The 16,895-nt window shown below is 64.0% G+C and carries 16 protein-coding genes; 9 read left to right on the top strand and 7 right to left on the bottom strand.

Translation table 11 applies throughout. From position 1 onward, the window contains the following. On the bottom strand, positions 1-1,353 hold the full coding sequence (locus tag AC1DQ3_RS00500; RefSeq protein WP_477118211.1) for a hypothetical protein: 1,353 nt from the start codon (positions 1,351-1,353) through the stop codon (positions 1-3). 41 nt (positions 1,354-1,394) lie between these two features. Continuing rightward, positions 1,395-2,738: an HlyD family secretion protein gene (locus AC1DQ3_RS00495; protein ID WP_477118210.1), complete on the bottom strand. Its 1,344-nt coding sequence runs from the start codon at positions 2,736-2,738 to the stop codon at positions 1,395-1,397. A 693-nt stretch (positions 2,739-3,431) separates the two neighbouring features. Between AC1DQ3_RS00495 and AC1DQ3_RS00490 the strand changes: the two genes are divergently transcribed. Together AC1DQ3_RS00490 and AC1DQ3_RS00485 are read left to right on the top strand one after the other, a co-directional pair. Further along, positions 3,432-4,328, top strand: a complete 897-nt coding sequence (locus tag AC1DQ3_RS00490; protein WP_477118209.1) for a mechanosensitive ion channel family protein — start codon at positions 3,432-3,434, stop codon at positions 4,326-4,328. Between the two features lie 174 nt (positions 4,329-4,502). After that, a complete protein-coding gene (locus AC1DQ3_RS00485) occupies positions 4,503-5,588 on the top strand; it encodes a Zn-dependent alcohol dehydrogenase (protein WP_477118208.1) in 1,086 nt (361 codons plus the stop codon). Positions 5,589-5,648: 60 nt separating this feature from the next. Here AC1DQ3_RS00485 and AC1DQ3_RS00480 read toward each other — a convergent pair whose 3' ends face one another. After that, complete coding sequence (locus AC1DQ3_RS00480) at positions 5,649-7,043, bottom strand: carotenoid oxygenase family protein (RefSeq protein ID WP_477118207.1); 1,395 nt, start codon at positions 7,041-7,043, stop codon at positions 5,649-5,651. Next, positions 7,040-7,717 carry a TetR/AcrR family transcriptional regulator gene (locus tag AC1DQ3_RS00475; RefSeq protein WP_477118206.1) on the bottom strand — a complete coding sequence of 226 codons (678 nt, stop codon included), beginning with the start codon at positions 7,715-7,717 and terminating at the stop codon, positions 7,040-7,042. The genes AC1DQ3_RS00480 and AC1DQ3_RS00475 overlap by 4 nt, the downstream gene beginning before the upstream one ends. A gap of 232 nt (positions 7,718-7,949) precedes the next feature. Between AC1DQ3_RS00475 and AC1DQ3_RS00470 the strand changes: the two genes are divergently transcribed. Further along, positions 7,950-8,879 carry a LysR family transcriptional regulator gene (locus tag AC1DQ3_RS00470; protein ID WP_477118205.1) on the top strand — a complete coding sequence of 310 codons (930 nt, stop codon included), beginning with the start codon at positions 7,950-7,952 and terminating at the stop codon, positions 8,877-8,879. A 67-nt stretch (positions 8,880-8,946) separates the two neighbouring features. Here the strand turns inward: AC1DQ3_RS00470 and AC1DQ3_RS00465 are convergent, their stop codons facing one another. Further along, positions 8,947-9,456, bottom strand: coding sequence for a DUF6630 family protein (locus tag AC1DQ3_RS00465; protein ID WP_477118204.1), 510 nt, complete (start codon positions 9,454-9,456; stop codon positions 8,947-8,949). A 79-nt stretch (positions 9,457-9,535) separates the two neighbouring features. Beyond that, positions 9,536-10,225, bottom strand: a complete 690-nt coding sequence (locus AC1DQ3_RS00460; protein WP_477118203.1) for an ArsR/SmtB family transcription factor — start codon at positions 10,223-10,225, stop codon at positions 9,536-9,538. 434 nt (positions 10,226-10,659) lie between these two features. Between AC1DQ3_RS00460 and AC1DQ3_RS00455 the strand changes: the two genes are divergently transcribed. The 3 genes from AC1DQ3_RS00455 (at position 10,660) to AC1DQ3_RS00445 (ending at position 12,854) form a co-directional block, all read left to right on the top strand. Continuing rightward, positions 10,660-10,800 carry a hypothetical protein gene (locus tag AC1DQ3_RS00455; protein ID WP_477118202.1) on the top strand — a complete coding sequence of 47 codons (141 nt, stop codon included), beginning with the start codon at positions 10,660-10,662 and terminating at the stop codon, positions 10,798-10,800. A gap of 320 nt (positions 10,801-11,120) precedes the next feature. Beyond that, positions 11,121-12,176, top strand: a complete 1,056-nt coding sequence (locus tag AC1DQ3_RS00450) for a porin (RefSeq protein WP_477118201.1) — start codon at positions 11,121-11,123, stop codon at positions 12,174-12,176. Positions 12,177-12,347: 171 nt separating this feature from the next. Further along, entirely contained in the window at positions 12,348-12,854 is a 507-nt protein-coding gene (locus AC1DQ3_RS00445) for a GlcG/HbpS family heme-binding protein (protein ID WP_477118200.1), read from the top strand. 80 nt (positions 12,855-12,934) lie between these two features. On the opposite strand, the gene AC1DQ3_RS00440 is transcribed toward AC1DQ3_RS00445, so the two are convergent. After that, positions 12,935-13,708: an alpha/beta fold hydrolase gene (locus AC1DQ3_RS00440; RefSeq protein ID WP_477118199.1), complete on the bottom strand. Its 774-nt coding sequence runs from the start codon at positions 13,706-13,708 to the stop codon at positions 12,935-12,937. Positions 13,709-13,961: 253 nt separating this feature from the next. Between AC1DQ3_RS00440 and AC1DQ3_RS00435 the strand changes: the two genes are divergently transcribed. The 3 genes from AC1DQ3_RS00435 (at position 13,962) to AC1DQ3_RS00425 (ending at position 16,876) form a co-directional block, all read left to right on the top strand. After that, the gene (locus tag AC1DQ3_RS00435) at positions 13,962-14,984 is read left to right on the top strand and encodes a Bug family tripartite tricarboxylate transporter substrate binding protein (protein WP_477118198.1); all 1,023 of its coding nucleotides are present in this window, start codon (positions 13,962-13,964) and stop codon (positions 14,982-14,984) included. Between the two features lie 31 nt (positions 14,985-15,015). Beyond that, entirely contained in the window at positions 15,016-15,666 is a 651-nt protein-coding gene (locus AC1DQ3_RS00430; protein ID WP_477118197.1) for a c-type cytochrome, read from the top strand. Positions 15,667-15,730: 64 nt separating this feature from the next. After that, complete coding sequence (locus tag AC1DQ3_RS00425) at positions 15,731-16,876, top strand: acetamidase/formamidase family protein (protein WP_477118196.1); 1,146 nt, start codon at positions 15,731-15,733, stop codon at positions 16,874-16,876. Positions 16,877-16,895: the final 19 nt, after the last annotated feature.

Here is a 16,895-nt window from a genome sequence, read left to right as displayed (position 1 = left end):
TTACTCCTTGGCGGGAGGGACAGGAGGGATAGGAGGGGCAGGAGGGGAGCTGGCGCAAGCGCCGCCGACACATCCGCCGGGACGGAAGGGGTTCCAGCCCGCGGCCGCCAGCACGGCCCATGCGGTCGCGCCGAGGTGCGGCAGGTGGTAGTAGTAGAAGTCCTCCGTGGTGGAAGTCGGCCCGATCGACAGGCCGGTGCGGATGCGTTGTGCCGGCGTAGCGTAGAGCAGGCCGGAGGGCGCGCGCTGCGCCAGCAGCAGTGGCCACAGCGATGTGGCATCTTGCGCGCGGTTGCTGGCGCGCAGCACCAGCGCGGCCTGGCCGGTGCCTTCCGTCCAGACGCCATCGGGGTTGCCGTTGAAGCCGTAGCCGCCCGCGACGCCATGGCGCTCGCGTGTCCAGTCCAGGCCCCTGCGCCAGTCGGCGGGCGCATCCGGGACCGCGATCAGCGGCCACAACACCGCATCGAGAGCGGACGGCCCGCTGTTGAGCGTACGGCCATCGTCGCGCGTGCCGATCACGAAGCGGCCTTCGCGCGGCTGCCACATGGCCTCGACGAAGCCGCGGGCGCGCCGCGCCGCCACCGCCCAGCGCGGATCGTTGCTGACCTGGGCCAGCCAGCTGAACGCGGCATAGGCGTCCACGTTGTGCTCGGTGGATTTCCAGGCCTGGCGGGTTGGCGTGGGCTCCTCGCCGAAGTAGCCGCCGATAAAGCCGCCCGGCGGGCCCGCATCGAACAGCGTGGCGTCGACCCAGCCCATCATCGCCGCGGCGCTGTCGAGATAGCGGCGTTCGTGGGTGCTGTCGTAGACGGCCAGCAGCATCAGCGCGGCCCATGCCACATTGCCCGTGGCGGTGCCGGCCTGGTAGGCGTCCTCGAACCAGCGCTGGCTCGGCGTGTCCCACCAGCCGGGCAGGGGGGCGGGGCCCGCCGGCAGCGCACCGGCGCGGTAGGCGTTGCGCAGCCGGTTATCGTGGTAGTGACGGTCGCGCGCGCTGGCAGCGACCATGGCGTCCGCTATGCGGCGCGCATCGCCAACGCGGTGGCAGGCCACCAGCGCTATGCCGGCGAGCGCGTTGTCGTAGACGAACGCCGCTTGCTGCAAGGCGGGCGCGAGCGGGCCTTGCCCCGGCGCAGGCTCGTAGCTGCCGAGCATCACCGGGCCTTGGCCAGGCACCGCTGCGACCCGCGCGGCAATGGCCTGGCAGGCGCCTGCCAGCAACTGCTCGCGCGCTTGCGCTGGCGGCGCCTGCGCGGCGGCGGATGGGGCGAGGATCGTGGCCAGCGCCACGGCGCTGGCCAGCAGCGGCGGCAGCAGGTGGCGGTGTAAGTAGCGTGAAGCCCTGTTCATGGCGATCTCCTGCCTTGCGTCGGGTCCGGCGCCCGGCGCCATCAGATCAGCGCGCGCATATGGCCCCACCAGGGCTGGTCGAGGCTGACCTTGGCCCAGCGGCCCAGCGCGCAGCGATCCGCCTCGGCGCCCGCGCTCTGCCGGGGCAGCGCAGGCAGGGATTTGTCCAGTTTGGCGATCAGGTAGATCTCGTTCTTCTCGATGGGCGGGAACGGCACGAAGTAACGCGCCTGCTCGCCATCCGGCGCGCGCGGCAGGATCTCGGCGACCTTGCCCGCCAACGGCGCGGCCACGCCGTCCACGCGCACCGTCACCTTGGCGCCGGGCAACAGGTCGTTGCTGAGGCTGCGCGGGAACACCGCCACCACCCGGGGTTGGGCGCAGTTGGTACTGCGTAGCAACGTCGCGCCGGCCGCCACGCGCGTGCCGGGGGGCGCCAGCACATCCTGGACCATGCCCGTGTCATAAGCCTTGATATCCAGGTTGGACATGCGCTCCAGGCGCTTCTCCTCATCCGCGACCAAGGTGTCGACCGACTTGCCATACTGCTCAAGCTGGGTCAGCTCCGCCTGGAGCTGGGTGATCTCCGCCGTCAGCTCGTCATGCCGCTGCGCCAGCGTGGACACCGCGCCGTCGGTGCTGGAGAGATACACCTTGCCTTTGGCTGCCTGGCTGTTGCTGAGCGCGTTGTCGAGTTCGGCGCGTATCGCCTCTTTGGAGTTCGACAGGATCGACAACTGGTAGCGCGAGGCACTGGTGTAGGCCTCGCTGACCGCGCCCGCCCATTGCATGGCCTGGTTGCGGTTCACCACATCTTCCTGCTGGTCTACCTGTTCCTTGGCGACCGCCATGCGCGCCTCGATCCCCCGTATCTTGGCGGCGTGCTCGGCCTGCGCGGCAGCCTGGTACTTCTTGATCTCCTGGTCGGTTGCGGCGAGGCGGCTCTGATCGCCTTCGAGCCTGGCCTTGGCGGCGTCATAGCGTTGCTGGGTGTCGAGCTTCTTGCCGGTCAGCTCGACCAGCAAGGCGCGGTCGATATTGGGATTCTGCACGCTCATCAGCGTGTCTCCGGGCGCGAAGGACGTCCCCACCGCAACGTGCTGGCCAGCCACCACGCCTTCGACCGGCGTGGTGACCAGGCTGACCGGACCATCGACCACAGCGCGTTCCGATGAACGCGTGAACACGGGCGGGAACATCACGGTCAGGATCACCCATACGATGAAGATGGCCACGCCGTAGCTGGTCAGGCGCGGCACCACATGCCAGAGTGGGCGTTTGCTCAGTTCGCGGCCGCCTCTCGCGGGTGCCAGTTCGTCCGCGCGCAGTATTGGCAGGCGTGTGACCGGCGGGCGGCTGTGTTCCAGTTTTTCTTTTTCGCTCATGGCATCCTCTTGGCAAGTTCGCGCAATGCGGGTTCGCAAAGACAAAGGGCAAGCCGATAGCATCGGGCGTGTCCGCGAGACCGCTCGTTCCCAGTGAAACCTGTCCCCCATCATTTATCCGCGATGCGTTGTGTCACGGCCCGGCAGGGCCGCTTGCGCACCGATCTTTGTGTGGACCGGAATGTGCCCGGTCCGTTGATTGCCCGCGCTCCGGCTGACCGCCGGCGTGGAGCGACTGCGCATGGCCCAACGGCCATAAACGACACTCGCGAATGCGCAGGACTCGTGTTCGCTGTGCATTTGCGAATGAATGAAGGCTAGCCAAGAAGACTGGCGGCTGCTGTAAAAAGATGTAAGAGCCGCATGTCACATCACTTATCGCGCTGGCATCGGACTTCACTTTTGCCGGGCTGGCGCAGACCGGGCTTCCACATTATTGCGGACAGATTTCGGAGGTTAGAGTCTTTTGTCCAGGTCTTCCGAGCATTGTTTCGTGCAGCAGCAAGATCGCTCGCCATGCGCGCGCGTCATGCGAACTCGCAGTGACTGCCCTGGGGCACTGCATTGCGGCCTGTTTGCAACACCTGTCGGGGAAAAATTTGATTTGGCCGCAGGGGCCGGTTTCGCGCGCGCTGCATTGCGGCATGGCTAGAATCAGGGTTTTGCATCCTCGCGGCATTCGGACCCCTCCTCATGAACCTGCCCTTCAACGACAGCCATCTCCAACATATCGCGCTGAGCGTCGGCATCGTGCTGGCCGGCATGGTGGCGGTGAAGTTCATCAACCGGTTCTTCCAGGCCCGCCAGCAAGTGGACAAGGACAATCGCGGCAGCTATCGCACCTGGACCGTGGCCTCGCGCAACGCCGTTGCCGCCGTGGTGTTCCTGCTGCTGCTGGGCATCTGGGTGTCCGAGCTCAAAAGCGTGGCGATTTCGCTGACCGCCTTCGCGGTGGCGCTGGTGATCGGCGGCAAGGAACTGGTGATGTGTTTCCTCGGCGCCTTCCTGCGCATGATGGCGCGGCCCTTCCAGCTCGGCGACGTTGTTGAAATCGGCCCGCATTCCGGCGAGGTGGTGGACATGGACGTGCTCACCACCACGCTGGTGGAGATCGCCGGCGGGCGCCAGTTCACCGGCTCCACGGTGCAGATTCCCAACAGCATGCTGCTCACCGTGGCCGTGCGCAATCACTCGCAGGCGGGCAAGTACACGCTGGACACGCTGCGCATCCCGCTGCGCGAGAAGAGCGACCCGGACCGTGTGGAGGCCGACCTGATCGCGATCACCGAGCAAGTGTGCGAGCCGTTCCTGGCCGAAGCCCGGCACAGCCTGCAGGAATACGGCGGCTCGCGCTTTCTCGATCTCTCGCAGTTCGAGCCGCGCGTGATGTTCGAAGCCATGGCCGCGGACCGGCTCGATGCGCTGGTGCGGTTCCCGGTGCCGGTGGGCTCGCGGTTGTCGATCGCCCAGCAGATCCTGCGCAAATATCACCTGCAGCGCAACGCGGAGCTGGCCGCGGCTGCGGCGGAGCCGGAATCCGCTCCCGCCGCCGCGCCCGCGCCTCAAGGCAAGGCGGCGTCGCTTTCCTGATCCTTAGGCCTGCAGCCTGGTGGGAGGTCAGGGGTGCAGGGGCACTACGGCTTCACCGAATGGCGTTTCGGCTGTATGGTAGCCATGCCGCCACCCGTGCCCTCGGACGGGAATCGCAGCGCATGCGTCGAACCAGATCGAACAGATCGAACAGATCGAACAACAAGGAGACCTATGAAAGCCGCTGTCCTGCATCAACCCAAGACCCCGCTTGTGATCGAAGACGTGACCATCGGCAAGCCGGGGCCGCACGAGGTGCTGCTGCGTACGGTGGCGGTGGGGGTTTGCCATTCGGACCTGCATTTTCTCGACGGCACCTATCCCTCCCCGATGCCGGTGGTGCTGGGGCATGAAGCCGCCGGGGTGGTGGAGCAGGTGGGTTCGGAAGTGCGCACGGTCAAGCCCGGCGATCATGTGATTACCTGCCTGTCGGCCTATTGCGGCCATTGCGAGCACTGCCTGACAGGTCACCTGTCGCTGTGTGTCGAACCCGACACCAGGCGCCGCGAAGGCGAGGCGCCGCGCCTGCTGGCCAAGGGCGCGCCGATGAACCAGTTCCTCAACCTGTCGGCGTTTGCCGAGCAGATGCTGATCCACGAGCACGCGCTGGTGGCAATCCGCCGCGAGATGCCGCTGGACCGCGCCGCGCTGATCGGCTGCGCCGTGACCACCGGCGTGGGCGCCGTGGTGCACACCGCGCGCGTGAGCCCGGGCGAGACCGTGGCCGTGATCGGCTGCGGCGGCATCGGGCTGGCCACCATCAACGGCGCCGCCATTGCCGGTGCCGGCCGCATCGTTGCCATCGACCGTGTGCCGGGCAAACTGGAACTAGCCAGGAAATTCGGTGCAACCGATGTCATCAACGCCGCCGATGTGGACGCGGTCGAAGCCGTGCGCGAGCTCACGCGCGGCGGCGTGCATCACGCCTTCGAAGCCATCGGCCTGAAGCAGACTGCCGAGCAGGCCTTCTCCATGCTGCGCCGCGGCGGCACCGCCACGGTGATCGGCATGATCGCGCCTGGCGTGAAGATCGAGATCAAGGGCACCGATTTCCTGGCCGAGAAGCGCATCCAGGGCTCCCTGATGGGCTCCAACCGCTTCCCGGTGGATATGCCGCGGCTGGTGGATTTCTACCTGTCGGGCAAGCTCAAGCTGGACGAGCTGATCTCGCGCCGCATGCCGCTGGAGCATATCAACGAGGCTTTCGACGAACTGCGCCGTGGCGAGCTGGCGCGTTCGGTGCTCATGTTCGAGCACTGAACGAAGCCGCCAGATGCGCCAACCGCCTGCAAGGGGTGTGAAGGTGCGCTCGCAGCCGGCTTAGTCCGTGCCGAGCCAGTTGCCGTGGAAGCCGAACGGCACGCGGTGCGAAAGCTGTACCGTGGCAATCGGGCCGTCCGCCACCGCGCCGGCGTCCAGCACCACCAGGTCGCTGCGCGCCTCGGCGCCCCGGTAGACCGTGGCCAGCAGCCAGCCATCGCCTTCGGCGCTGTCGGCCGCGCGCGGCACGAACACTGGCTCGGAGATGGCATCGCCTTGCGGCAGCACGTGGACGGTGCGCTTGCCGCTGCGCAGGTCGACGTGCGCCAGGCCGTCATAGCTGCCGCGCGCGCTGCTTTCGTGCTGGCGCAACGCGAAGTAGCCGTGATGGTAGGGCAGCGTGGAGAAGCGCTCGTCGAAGCGGGGAAATTCCCCTGGCATGTCATCCAGGTACTCGCGCGTGAAACGGTCGGATCTGCCGGCCATGTCGAAGGTCCAGCGGCACAGGCGCGCACCGGTGCCATCGGCGTCGGGATTGAACAGCGGCGCGCTTTCGTACTGCATCACGTCGGCGATGACCTTGTTGCCGGACTCCCAGGCGTTCATGACGTGGAACACATAGCAGGCCTCGCCGCGGAACCAGCGCATCTGCGCGGCGCCGCCGTTGCGCGGCATGATGCCGATGTGCGAGCCCTTCGCCGGTTCCCATGCGTAAGCCGGCTCGCCGCGCATGGCGCGATCCATGCTGCCGGTGAGTGGCAGGATGGGAAACAGCACATGGTTCTGCGTCACCATGAAATCGTGGACCATGCTGGGGAACGGCGCTTCGAAACGTTCCAGGCGCTGCAACTGGCCGTGGCGGTCCACCACGCCGTAGCGCAGGGCAGGCGTGAAGGGGCCGTCGGCGGAGTACGCGAAGAACACCATCTCGCCGGTGACGGGGTCCACCTTGGGGTGCGCTGTCATGGCGCCGTTGAGCTTGCCGCCGTAGTCGACCTCGCCGCACGTGGCCAGGCTCTCGCTGTCCAGTTCGATCGGCGGGTCGGCCTCTTCCAGCGCCAGCAGGCGGCCCGCGTGCCAGAGGATATTGGTGTTGGCCACGCCGTCGTTCTGGCCAAGCACCGAAGGATCGGTGGTGGCAGGGTTGCCCCAGCTGCCGAACAGCGCACGCCCGGCGGCCTGCTCGCACTGGAGTTTATTGGTGCGCACCCAGCGGTTGCGGTAGCGCACGCGGCCATCCTCGATATGGAAGGCGTGCACCATGCCGTCACCGATGAACCAGTGGTACTGCGCGTCGCGCGGAGCGTACTGCGGATTCGGGCCGTTGCGGTAGAGCGTGCCGCGCAGCGCGCGCGGCAACTCGCCCAGTACCGGCAGGTCGAGTGCATCGCACTCCATCAGGATGGGGGCGAAGTTGCCGCTGAGGTAGGGGGACGACGGGAACGGCTGGCTCATCTCGGGCTCCTTTTGGTCTGCTGCCGGGCTGGTTTCGGCGTGGCTGGGGGGATGGGTTCGGTGCCGGCGTCGGGCACGGGCGCGCGCATGCCTTGCGTCAGCAGCCGCATCATCTCGGCGTGGATGAGGCGGAATCCGGGGCCGCCGGACAGCTTGCCGGCCAGGTGCAGCATCACCAGGCCGTGGATCGAGGCCCAGATCACATAGCTCAGCACCTGCGGGTCGCCGTGGATCAGCCCGCGCTCCACCATGGTTTCCAGGTGCGCGCTCATGGTGCGGCGCGCGCGGGAGCCAGCGCGTTCCAGCTCGGGATAGCGCTCGGCGCCAGGCTGGGTCATGTCGAACATCAGCCGGTAGGCGTTGGGCTCGGCAATGGCAAAGGCGAGGTAGGCCTCGCCCACCGCGCGCGTGCGCTCGCGCGGCTCGCCGACGCTGGCGCCGGCGCTTTCCAGCGCGGCGGCGAAGCGGTCGAACGCCGCCGTGCGCACCGCCGCCAGGATGTCTTCCTTGTCCTTGAAGTAGCGGTAGGGCGTCATCGGACTGCAACCCAGTTCCTCGGCAAGCTGGCGCATGCTCACGCTGGCGACGCCGCCTTCGGCAAAGCGCCGTTCGGCCACCGCGCACAGGCGGGCCTTGAACGCGTCGATCTCATCCTGGGTAAGGTTTCTTGCCATTTGTCGTGCTGATAATGCGATGGATGTGGTGTGGATATGGTGTTTGGGCTCTGTTTCCGGGCTGTCCGGCCACGATGATTTACAGTGTAGATTTACGATGTAAATTGTCAAGGAAAGCTTTGCGGGGAATTGGGCGGCAAGCAGGTCAAGACACCATTGTTCGCGCTATGGGACAATGGCTCGCACTGACGCGCACCGCCGATGACGCGCAAGGTGGCGAAAGGAAAGGCGCATGAAGACGATCGAATGGAAGGACTGGGAGATTTTTTGCCGGGTGGTGGAAGGCGCCAGCTTTACCAGGGGAGCCGACCTGGCCGATGTGCCCAAGTCGTCGGCCAGCGCAGCGGTGTCCCGGCTTGAGGTGCATCTTGGCGTGCGCCTGTTCGAGCGCACCACGCGCCGCGTGCGGGTAACCGATCGCGGCCAGCAACTCTACGACCGGGTCGCCCCGCTCTTTAACGAGCTGCGCGAAATCAGCGCCGAGGCCGCTTCGGTCAGCAATCAGGTCAGTGGCACCTTGCGCATTTCCACCCCCTACGAGGTTGGCTCGATGCACCTGTCGCACAGCCTCACGCTGTTGCTGCGCCTGCATCCCGAGTTGCGCGTGCAGATCGATGTGAGCTGGGAGCAGCCCGACCTGGTCGAGCAGGGCTACGACCTGGTTTTCGTCATGACGCACACCGGCCTGCATGACAGCTCGTTTGCCAGCAAGCGGGTGGTGCTGATTGAGCGCGCCTTCTATGCCGCGCCCTCACTGATCCGCGCGCGGGGTCTGCCGCGCACGCCGCAGGATCTGGCGGGCTGGCCCACGCTGGGCAATGTCGAGGACCGGCGCTGGGAATTCCTGCGCGATGGCGTGGAGGTTGCCAGCATTGCGGTGGAGCCGCGCATGCGTACGCCGAGCGCGGAAATTCGGTTGAAGGCCGCGACGGATGGGCTCGGCATGGTGCGGCTGTCGCCGCGTTTTGCGCAGGATGAGCTGGCCGAGGGACGGTTGGTGCGGCTGCTGCCGGGGTATTTGTCGTCGCCGTTGAAGGTGTATGTGTTGATGCCCGCGCGGAAGTTGATGCCAGCCAGCGTCAGGGCTTTCCTTGATGTACTGGAGCGCACGCTTGGCAGTGCGGATCGGCAGGATCCGGTTGGCGGCGATCTGACGGACTGACGCGGGGCACCCGGCGCGCGCCAGTCATGATCCCGCCTGCCGCGCGCATCGCAGCGCCACGGTTCGCTCAATACGGCTGGTCGCCGGTCCTGATCTCCAGCCGGAGTGCCTCGGCCAGGCCGATCATTTCCTCATCGTCCTCGCCGCGCGCGAGCCAGCCGGCATTGGCGTCGCTCTCGGTGTCCCAGTTCCATAGCGTGATGCCGGCCAGGCGCAACTGCTCGTGCGCCAGTTCCATCAGCTCGGGCACGCTGGTTTTTTCCAGGAAGGCCTCGTCTTCCGGATCTTCCACGCCCCAGTCGAGTTCGATGTCCAGACGGGCGCAAAGCTCGTCCATGCAACTGATGAACGAGATGGCGTCACTCAAGTCGACATAGAAACCGGACTCCCAGTCGATCACGTCCTTGAGGATCCAGAGCAGCTCTTGTCCCTCGACCGTATCCGCGTCGTCCGAGTTGGCCAGCGCCTCGTCGAACAGCGTCTGCTGTTTCTCGATCATGGCCGGATCGTCGAAGTTGATCAGTTCGATCAGCCGCCAGAGCGCGCGGTGGGTTTCGTCGTCCAGTTCATCGCTCATCGCATCAGCCCTCCATCGGTGCGGCGCCGGTACAGCGCATTGATCACGGGAATTGTATCCGGCCAGGCGCGCCCGCCGCTCAGCCGGCGATGCGCAGGATCTCGCATTGCCCGCGCGGCGTGACCCGCAGCGCGCGCGAGGTGGACGTGGGCTCTATCCAGTTGCGGGCCATCAGGCTATCGAGCAATGCCGCGCCCAGCGCGCCGCCCAGGTGCGGCTTGCGCTCGCTCCAGTCGGGACAGGTGCAGGCGAACTTCCGCCGCTTGCGGCGCGCGAGCTCGAGATCCACGCCGAGCTGCGCCATGCCCTGCGCGCCGCTCTCGGTCAGGTCCACGGCCGTGCCGTCCACCACGAGCCAGTTGGCATGCGACATGCGCTCGAACAAGCCAACCGCGAGTTGCCCCGCCAGATGGTCGTAGCAGGTCCGGGCTTGCCGCAGCGCGGCCGGCGCGGTGCGCGAGGCGGGCACCGCGCGCACGCGCGGCGGCTGGCTCGCCAATGACGCACTGGCAAGCGCCTCGATGGCAACGCCGATCTCCGGCGTGGCGAGCCGGTAGTAGCGATTGCGCCCGCACGTCTGCACCGCGAGCAGGCCGCCTTCGCTAAGACGCGCCAGGTGGCCGCTGGTGGACGATGCCGACAGGCCGGCGATGACCGCCAGCTCACCCGCCGGGCGCGCGCTGCCGTCCATCAGCGCCCACAACATGGCAGCCCGTCCGGGGTCGGCGAGCAGGCCGGCCATCTGGCTGATGCTGGGAGCGTATTCCATAGTTCATCTCGCGGTGAAACAACGATCGCAGTATAGACACATACTCACCGATATCAAATCCGACATTTCTGAGCCGCCCAAGCCCATGGATGCGCCCGGCGTTCGCGAAGAAACGGATCTGCCCTGTAAAGGGAACGGCAGCGCCGCCGGCGGGGATCGGATTTTCCCCAAACTATTAACTGACCTGCGTTGTTGCGCTGTCCATGTGCAAAACGCTAGCGATCGGAAGTGCGCGAACAGCCAGCCATGATTATCAGCATTATTCAAATAATTTGATGTTTGGAGGTGGGATTCTGCCGCAGGGCGGTATCGAGAGTGACTGCTGCCAGGCACAGGCCACACGGGGCAAAAGGCATAGAAAAAAGATTGCCACTAGAATGGATTTTGTCCCCCAGTCCGCCCGAAAGGGCTCTCTCTCTTCTCCGAGGCAAATCATGAAAAAAATCCTGACAACAGCGATTCTCTTTGCACTGACCCTCAGCCTGCTTGGCTGCGCAAGCCAAGTTGTTAGCGCCGAGCGCTCACAGCGATTCTCCAGCGATCCCTACAACTACGATCTGAGCAAGAATCTCTAGCGTGCGGCCCTGAAGGCGCTTCTCGCGGGCGGTTTCTGCTCATTGGCGCGTACGCGTGCTCAAACGGATGAATCGCCATCCCAGGGGGCAACTTTGAAATAGGCGATTCATCCGCCAGTCGCACACGGCTTCCACGTTGTTGCAACTGGCATTCTCCTCGGCACCATGGCAGCCGCCCGCACTCCTTTCCGGACTTGACTGCAATTGGCGGGACGATTGGGTTAATACCTGCCTGCCTCTGGCTCTTACCCTTGCTCCGCGGCAATTGACCGCGCGAACTACCACGCCGCTGCGTACGGTGGATGGGACAAGGAGAGAGCATGAAGAAGCTGGGAGCGTTCATATTGGTGGGGGCGGCAACAGCCGCGCCAGGCTTGGCGGTTGCACAGAGCGGCGTCACGCTTTATGGCGTGGCCGATCAGTACGTCGAGTACGTGAAATCCGGTGGCAACCACGCCATGCGCGTGGAGGACGGGGGGCTGTACCAATCGCGCTGGGGCTTGCGTGGCAAGGAGGAGCTGGGATCCGGCGTGTCGGCGGTGTTCACGCTGGAGTCAGGTCTCGCGCTAGACACCGGTACGGTTCAACAGGGCGGTCGGTTGTTTGGCCGGCAGGCTTGGGTAGGTCTGAACAGCACGCAATGGGGCGCTGTGACGCTTGGCCGGCAGAATACCCCTATCTACTATATCGAGGGGCAGGCATCGGCCTTTGGCTTCTCGCCGTACGGCCCACTTGGACGCTTGCAGAATAGTGGCCCGGCCGGCAGTAGCCTGACGGCGCGGGCCGACAATTCCATTCGTTACGAGAGCCCCGATCTGGCGGGCTTTCAGGGTAGTCTGCTTTTCTCGTTCGGGGCCGAGCGACCGTCAGCGCCTCGCGATGCCGACTGGTTGAAGGCTATTGGTCTTACCTACGGCAGGGGCCCGCTCTGGCTTGGCGCGGCCTACGAGAGGACCTATAGCATCGGCGCGGTCACCGATTCCGATCGCGATGAGCGGGCGATCGGGGCGACATACGAGTTCCCATGGTTGAAGGTATTCGCCAACGTGCGACAAGCGACGCGGTGGAATCCGGGACAGTCAACCATCAAGGACCGTGGCTACAATGTTGGTGTCTCCGTGCCCGTAGGCGCAAGCGGGCTGGTGCTGCTGGCGTACGGAATGCAGCGCACAGCCAGCACGCCGAACCGCGGCGATCAGGCATCTCTGGGCTATCAGTACAACCTCTCCAAGCGGACGACACTCTACGCGAACACCAGCAAGATCTGGAACAAGGGCAACGCCAACTACACGTTCTCGAACTTTCCCAACGAGGTGTCGTCCTCTGGCGCCTCCAATCCGGCCGGCGTGATGTTCGGCATGCGCCAACTGTTCTGACGCAAAGATTGGACGATTTGATAAATCGCTTTTCGCAGCCGGGGTGATAGTTAGCCCCCGGTGTGGCCGATTGGACGAGCCTCCCTACAGTCGTCCGTCGGTCTTTGTGACTTCTTATGCATAAGCCCTTACTCATTGCCCGCGGATATTTCCAATTGGAGTACAAGAACGATGCGATACCTGGTGCTGGCGACGGCTGTCTTGCAGCTCTGCTGTTCTCTTTCGGCTTTCGCGCAACAATCAGAGCCGGGCAGGGTATTTGGCCTGGATTCAGCCAATCGCCTCGTCAACGGGGCGGTTCAATTTGCGGCGCAGAAGAAAATGCCTGTGAGCATTGTCGTCGTGGACGCTGCAGGCCACTTCGTCGCTGGCGTGCGAATGGACGGGGCCCCGTTCGGCACATTCGATGTTGCACGCGGAAAGGCGCTGGCGACGGCGGCGACTGGTGGTGCATCGGGTGCCGAGCTGGCTCAGCGCTATCGAGCCAATCCCATTGTCTTCGGGCAGATGAGCTCCCTCGTCTATGGTGGTCCGTTGTTCCCGTCACAGGGCTCTCTCCCCATCTATATCGGAGGCCAATTCGCCGGAGCCGTTGGCGTGAGTGGCGGGCCATCCGATATGGACGAGGAAGCGGGCAGGCGCGGCATTGTCGCGATTGGCGCAACGGAAGCGCCATAGGCTCGAACGATTCGAAATTTGCTGTCAATCAGGCCGCCGGCGGTACTCACTGGAAGGCATTCCGGCCGGCGGCGCAAGGCTCAGGTGCACCTGACCTCGCAGTCAAGAAAGCTCTGGACCCGGGTAGCCAAATCGACTGGCGCTTCGTTCATCGGGTAGTGCCCCGCATTGCCGATCGTCTGTACTTGCGCATTCAGGAACAACCTGCCGTAGGTCTCGTTCATCACCGCTGCAGTCAACGACGGGTCATGTTCCCCTACGAGCAGGAGAGTGGGGATGTCGATACCTGCAATCCGCGCCGACAGGTCGGTGTCGGCCCACGCACCAAAGTAGGCGGCAAATGCGGCAACCTCGGAGTGTTCGACGGAGTCCTCGGCCATTCGCGTGAGCCAGTTCCTTCCGAGCCGATTGCCGGTGGTGATGTCGATAATCCCAATTCTTGCTTCGATGTCGTGGGCGGCGCTTTCAAACACGGAACGCGTGGATGCATCGAACTCGACAGCTGTTGGCGGAACAGGGGTGACCCCCACCATTGCGACGACGCGTTCTGGGGCAAGAAGCGCGACTGCCTGCATGACCTTGCCACCCATCGAATGTCCGAGCAATGCAAAATGGCGCCATCCGAGCGCGTCCGCAAGCGCCAGTGCGTCCCTGGCGATCTCGACGATGGTGAAGGCGCCTTCTTCATGACGACGAGATCCATAGCCCCGATAGTCCATGAAGGCATAGGTGAAGTTATCCACGTCGATTTCGTGAGTGAAGTGCCCCCAGTTTCGCCCACGGCCGAACCATCCGTGCAATGCGATGACGTGTATTGGGCCATGCCCAACCAGCACAAAGTCCTTTGTATCCATTTCTCTTTCCCTTTGTTGATGAACAGAACCCAATCCTGCACCAGGGGACATTGCATTGGGGCGGCACGCGGACTACTTTGCGGAGGATTTGGTAAATGCAAGCGTCCCGTGAGGCTAGTCTCGCGAGAAATGAAGGACGCCTTGGTAAATCGCTAGCCGGTTGGGAAAGCGCAACTTCATCAGATCGACAAAGATAGGTGCAGGACGTACTCGGCGCGCTCAGTGCGCCAAGAAATCAAGGAGACATGATCAAATGTTGATGCTAGACACCCAGGCGCTAAGGAAGGCGTCGGTCAAGTTCGCTGTACTTGCGAGCCTGCTTTCCACGATTCTCGGGGGCATGCCTGGAAGTGGGCGGGTGGCTTCGGCAGCCGAGCCCGCGGTCGCAAACTGGAAGCCTTCAAAACCCATCACCTTCATCGTTCCCTTCCCACCGGCTGGCATCAATGACGTTCTGGCAAGGACACTGGCGCAGCGGCTGGCGGTGGTGTTCGGCCAACCCGTAGTGGTAGAGAACCGGCCCGGGGCAAGCGGAAATATCGGTGCGGAGGCGCTGGTGCGAGCGGCGCCGGACGGTCAGACGATTGGGATTCTCAACAGCATTCATGCCGTCAACGCCGCCTTCTACAGAAAGCTTCCCTACAACGTCACGCGCGACCTGACGCCTGTAGCGCCGCTGGGGGAGACGCCGCTGGTGCTGGTGACCAATCCATATACGCCTTACAAGACTGTTCCCGAGCTGATTGCCTTCGCCAAGGCGAATCCAGGCAAGGTGAACTATGGCGGCCCGACGAGCTATCCGCTGGAGATGATCAAAACGATGGCAGGCGTCGACATTGCCAACATTCCGTACAAAGGCAGCGGTCCAACCATCAATGACATGATCGCGGGGCATATCGATCTGGCGACCGGCCCGTTGCTGGAGTACATGCCTCATGTCCAATCCGGAAAACTTCGCTTGCTCGCAGTCGGGACGGCAGCGCGGCTGAAGTCCATGCCAGGCGTGCCAACGGTTGCCGAAGCCATTGCCGGCTATGACATCACCGTCTGGTACGGATTGTTCGCACCCAAGGGCACTCCGGCACCGATCGTCGAACGGCTGCGTGAAGCAAGCAGGGTCATCATGAATGATCCGGAAGTGCGCAAACACATGGCCGATCTGAGTGTGGATCTCGCATTCAGCCAATCCGGCGCGAACGCCTTGTCCAGCCGGTTGAATGGCGAGACCGACCGCGCAAAGGGAATCGTCGCCAAGACGGGCGCATACCTGAACTGACCGCGCCGGACTATTCCAAGGGGATGTCATTGTGAAACGCTTTCGGATGCGCTGGACTCGCGCTGTCCTGAGTGCAGCCCTGTTTGTCATTGCGCCGTACGCGCGAACGGAACCCGAGCCGAACACGCAAGACATTGCGGTCGCGAGGCGCGTTGCCGGTCAGGTATGTGCAGGGTGCCATGGTGTCGCGGGGCAAAGTACCCAGGGGGCGTACCCCAGCCTGGCGGGGCAGAATGCGGACTACCTGCTAAAGCAAATGCGGCAGTTCAAAGGCGTCAACGGTGAGAAGCCGCTCAGGCACAACGACGTGATGCGTGAAGTGATAGAGCCCTTCAACGACAACGAAATGCAGGGCCTTGCCCGCTACTTCAGCCTTCAGCCGCCAGCCAGGAGCCAGCCCGTTTCGGCGAATCCGATAGAGCCCGGTCGCGCGATCTACTGGAAGGGAAATCCGGCGACCGGGTTGCCGGCGTGCGTTTCCTGCCATCGGCCGCAAGGCGAGGGCATTGCTCCCGATTTCCCGCGCATCGGCGGGCAGCAATCCCAGTATGTGGAGAAACAACTCTACGCGTGGAAGACGGGTTTGCGTGGCGGCCCGGGAAAGCTGATGAGCCTGATCGTGCCATTGATGAGCGATGGCGAGATCGAGGCCGTTGCGAAGTACGTGGCGCAATTGCAATGAGCCACGAAGCGGATTGCCAGGTGACAGCCCAGGATTCAGGTTTCCAGAAGGAGGAGCAGAAGAAATGTTGATCGATAGAAGGCAGCTACTGAAAGCCGCAGCCATCGCAGGAGTCGGAGCGGGGTCCGCCAAGGCCATGGCCCAGGCACGATTCGCCACGCAGTCCGGGGCTCAGGGGACGGCGGACAGTGCGGGAGTCCCACTTCCGGTGCGCAAGCCAGGCAAAATTCACCGTCTCGATTCGACGTCCGAGACTGTGAGGGTCGGGATACTCGATCCGAAGGCCGCACCCGTGGCAACGATCGAATCGGGCGATCTGGTCGCGTACCCGAATACCTGGGTGAACTGGGCCAATGGCGCCAGGTACGGCATGAGCTATGAAGAGCGCGAGCCCGTGCGCAAGCGCTTTCCACAGGGCCCGTACTCGAACATCGGCCCTGTTGAAATCAAGGGGGCCATGCCAGGGGACGTGATTGAGTGCCATATGGTTCGGTTGCGCCCGATCGGATGGGGCTGGAACTCGGCACCCAAGGGGGTAGGTGCGCTGCCCAACGACTTTGATCGGCCCTACCTGCGATACTTTCAGTTCGACGAGGCGCGCAAGTACACAGAATTCGCGCCCGGAATTCGTATCAAACTCGCCCCATTCCAAGGGGTCATGGCAGTGCAGCCTGCCTCGGACGAGCCGGTGAGCGGCATCCTGAGCGGACCCTACGGCGGCAATCTCGTATTGCGGGAACTGGTGGAGGGAACCTCGTTGTTCCTCCCTGTGCAGCGTCCAGGTGGAATGGTCTGGACAGGCGACTCGCATGCGGCACAAGGCGATGGCGTGGTCAATCAAACCGCAATTGAAACCGCAATGGAGAACATGCAGATTCAGTACTTCCTCCATAAGCGAAAATCTCTCGCCCTGCCGATGGCCGAGACGCCTACACATTGGATTGCGCTGGGATTCGGCAAGAACCTGGAAGATGCGCTGACGGCGTGCTTGCGTTACATGATTGGCTGGTTGAGCGATGCTTCCGGCATGGACCCGCAGGATGTGTACTCGCTTGCAAGTATCACGGCGAGTTTCAGGATCACACAGTACTCGAACCAGACGGCGAGCAACTACTCCTCCATACCGGCCAAGACCGTGCATGGAACGCTGCCGAAATCCGTGTTCGATCCCCTGATCAGCCAAAAGATCTCTGACTCGTTGAGAGCCTGAGTCACCTGGCACAGGTGAC

Source organism: Cupriavidus sp. 01T418, from assembly GCF_056398885.1.
The sequence above is the reverse complement of the archived record's forward strand: the minus strand, read 5'-3'. Positions and strand labels throughout refer to the sequence as shown.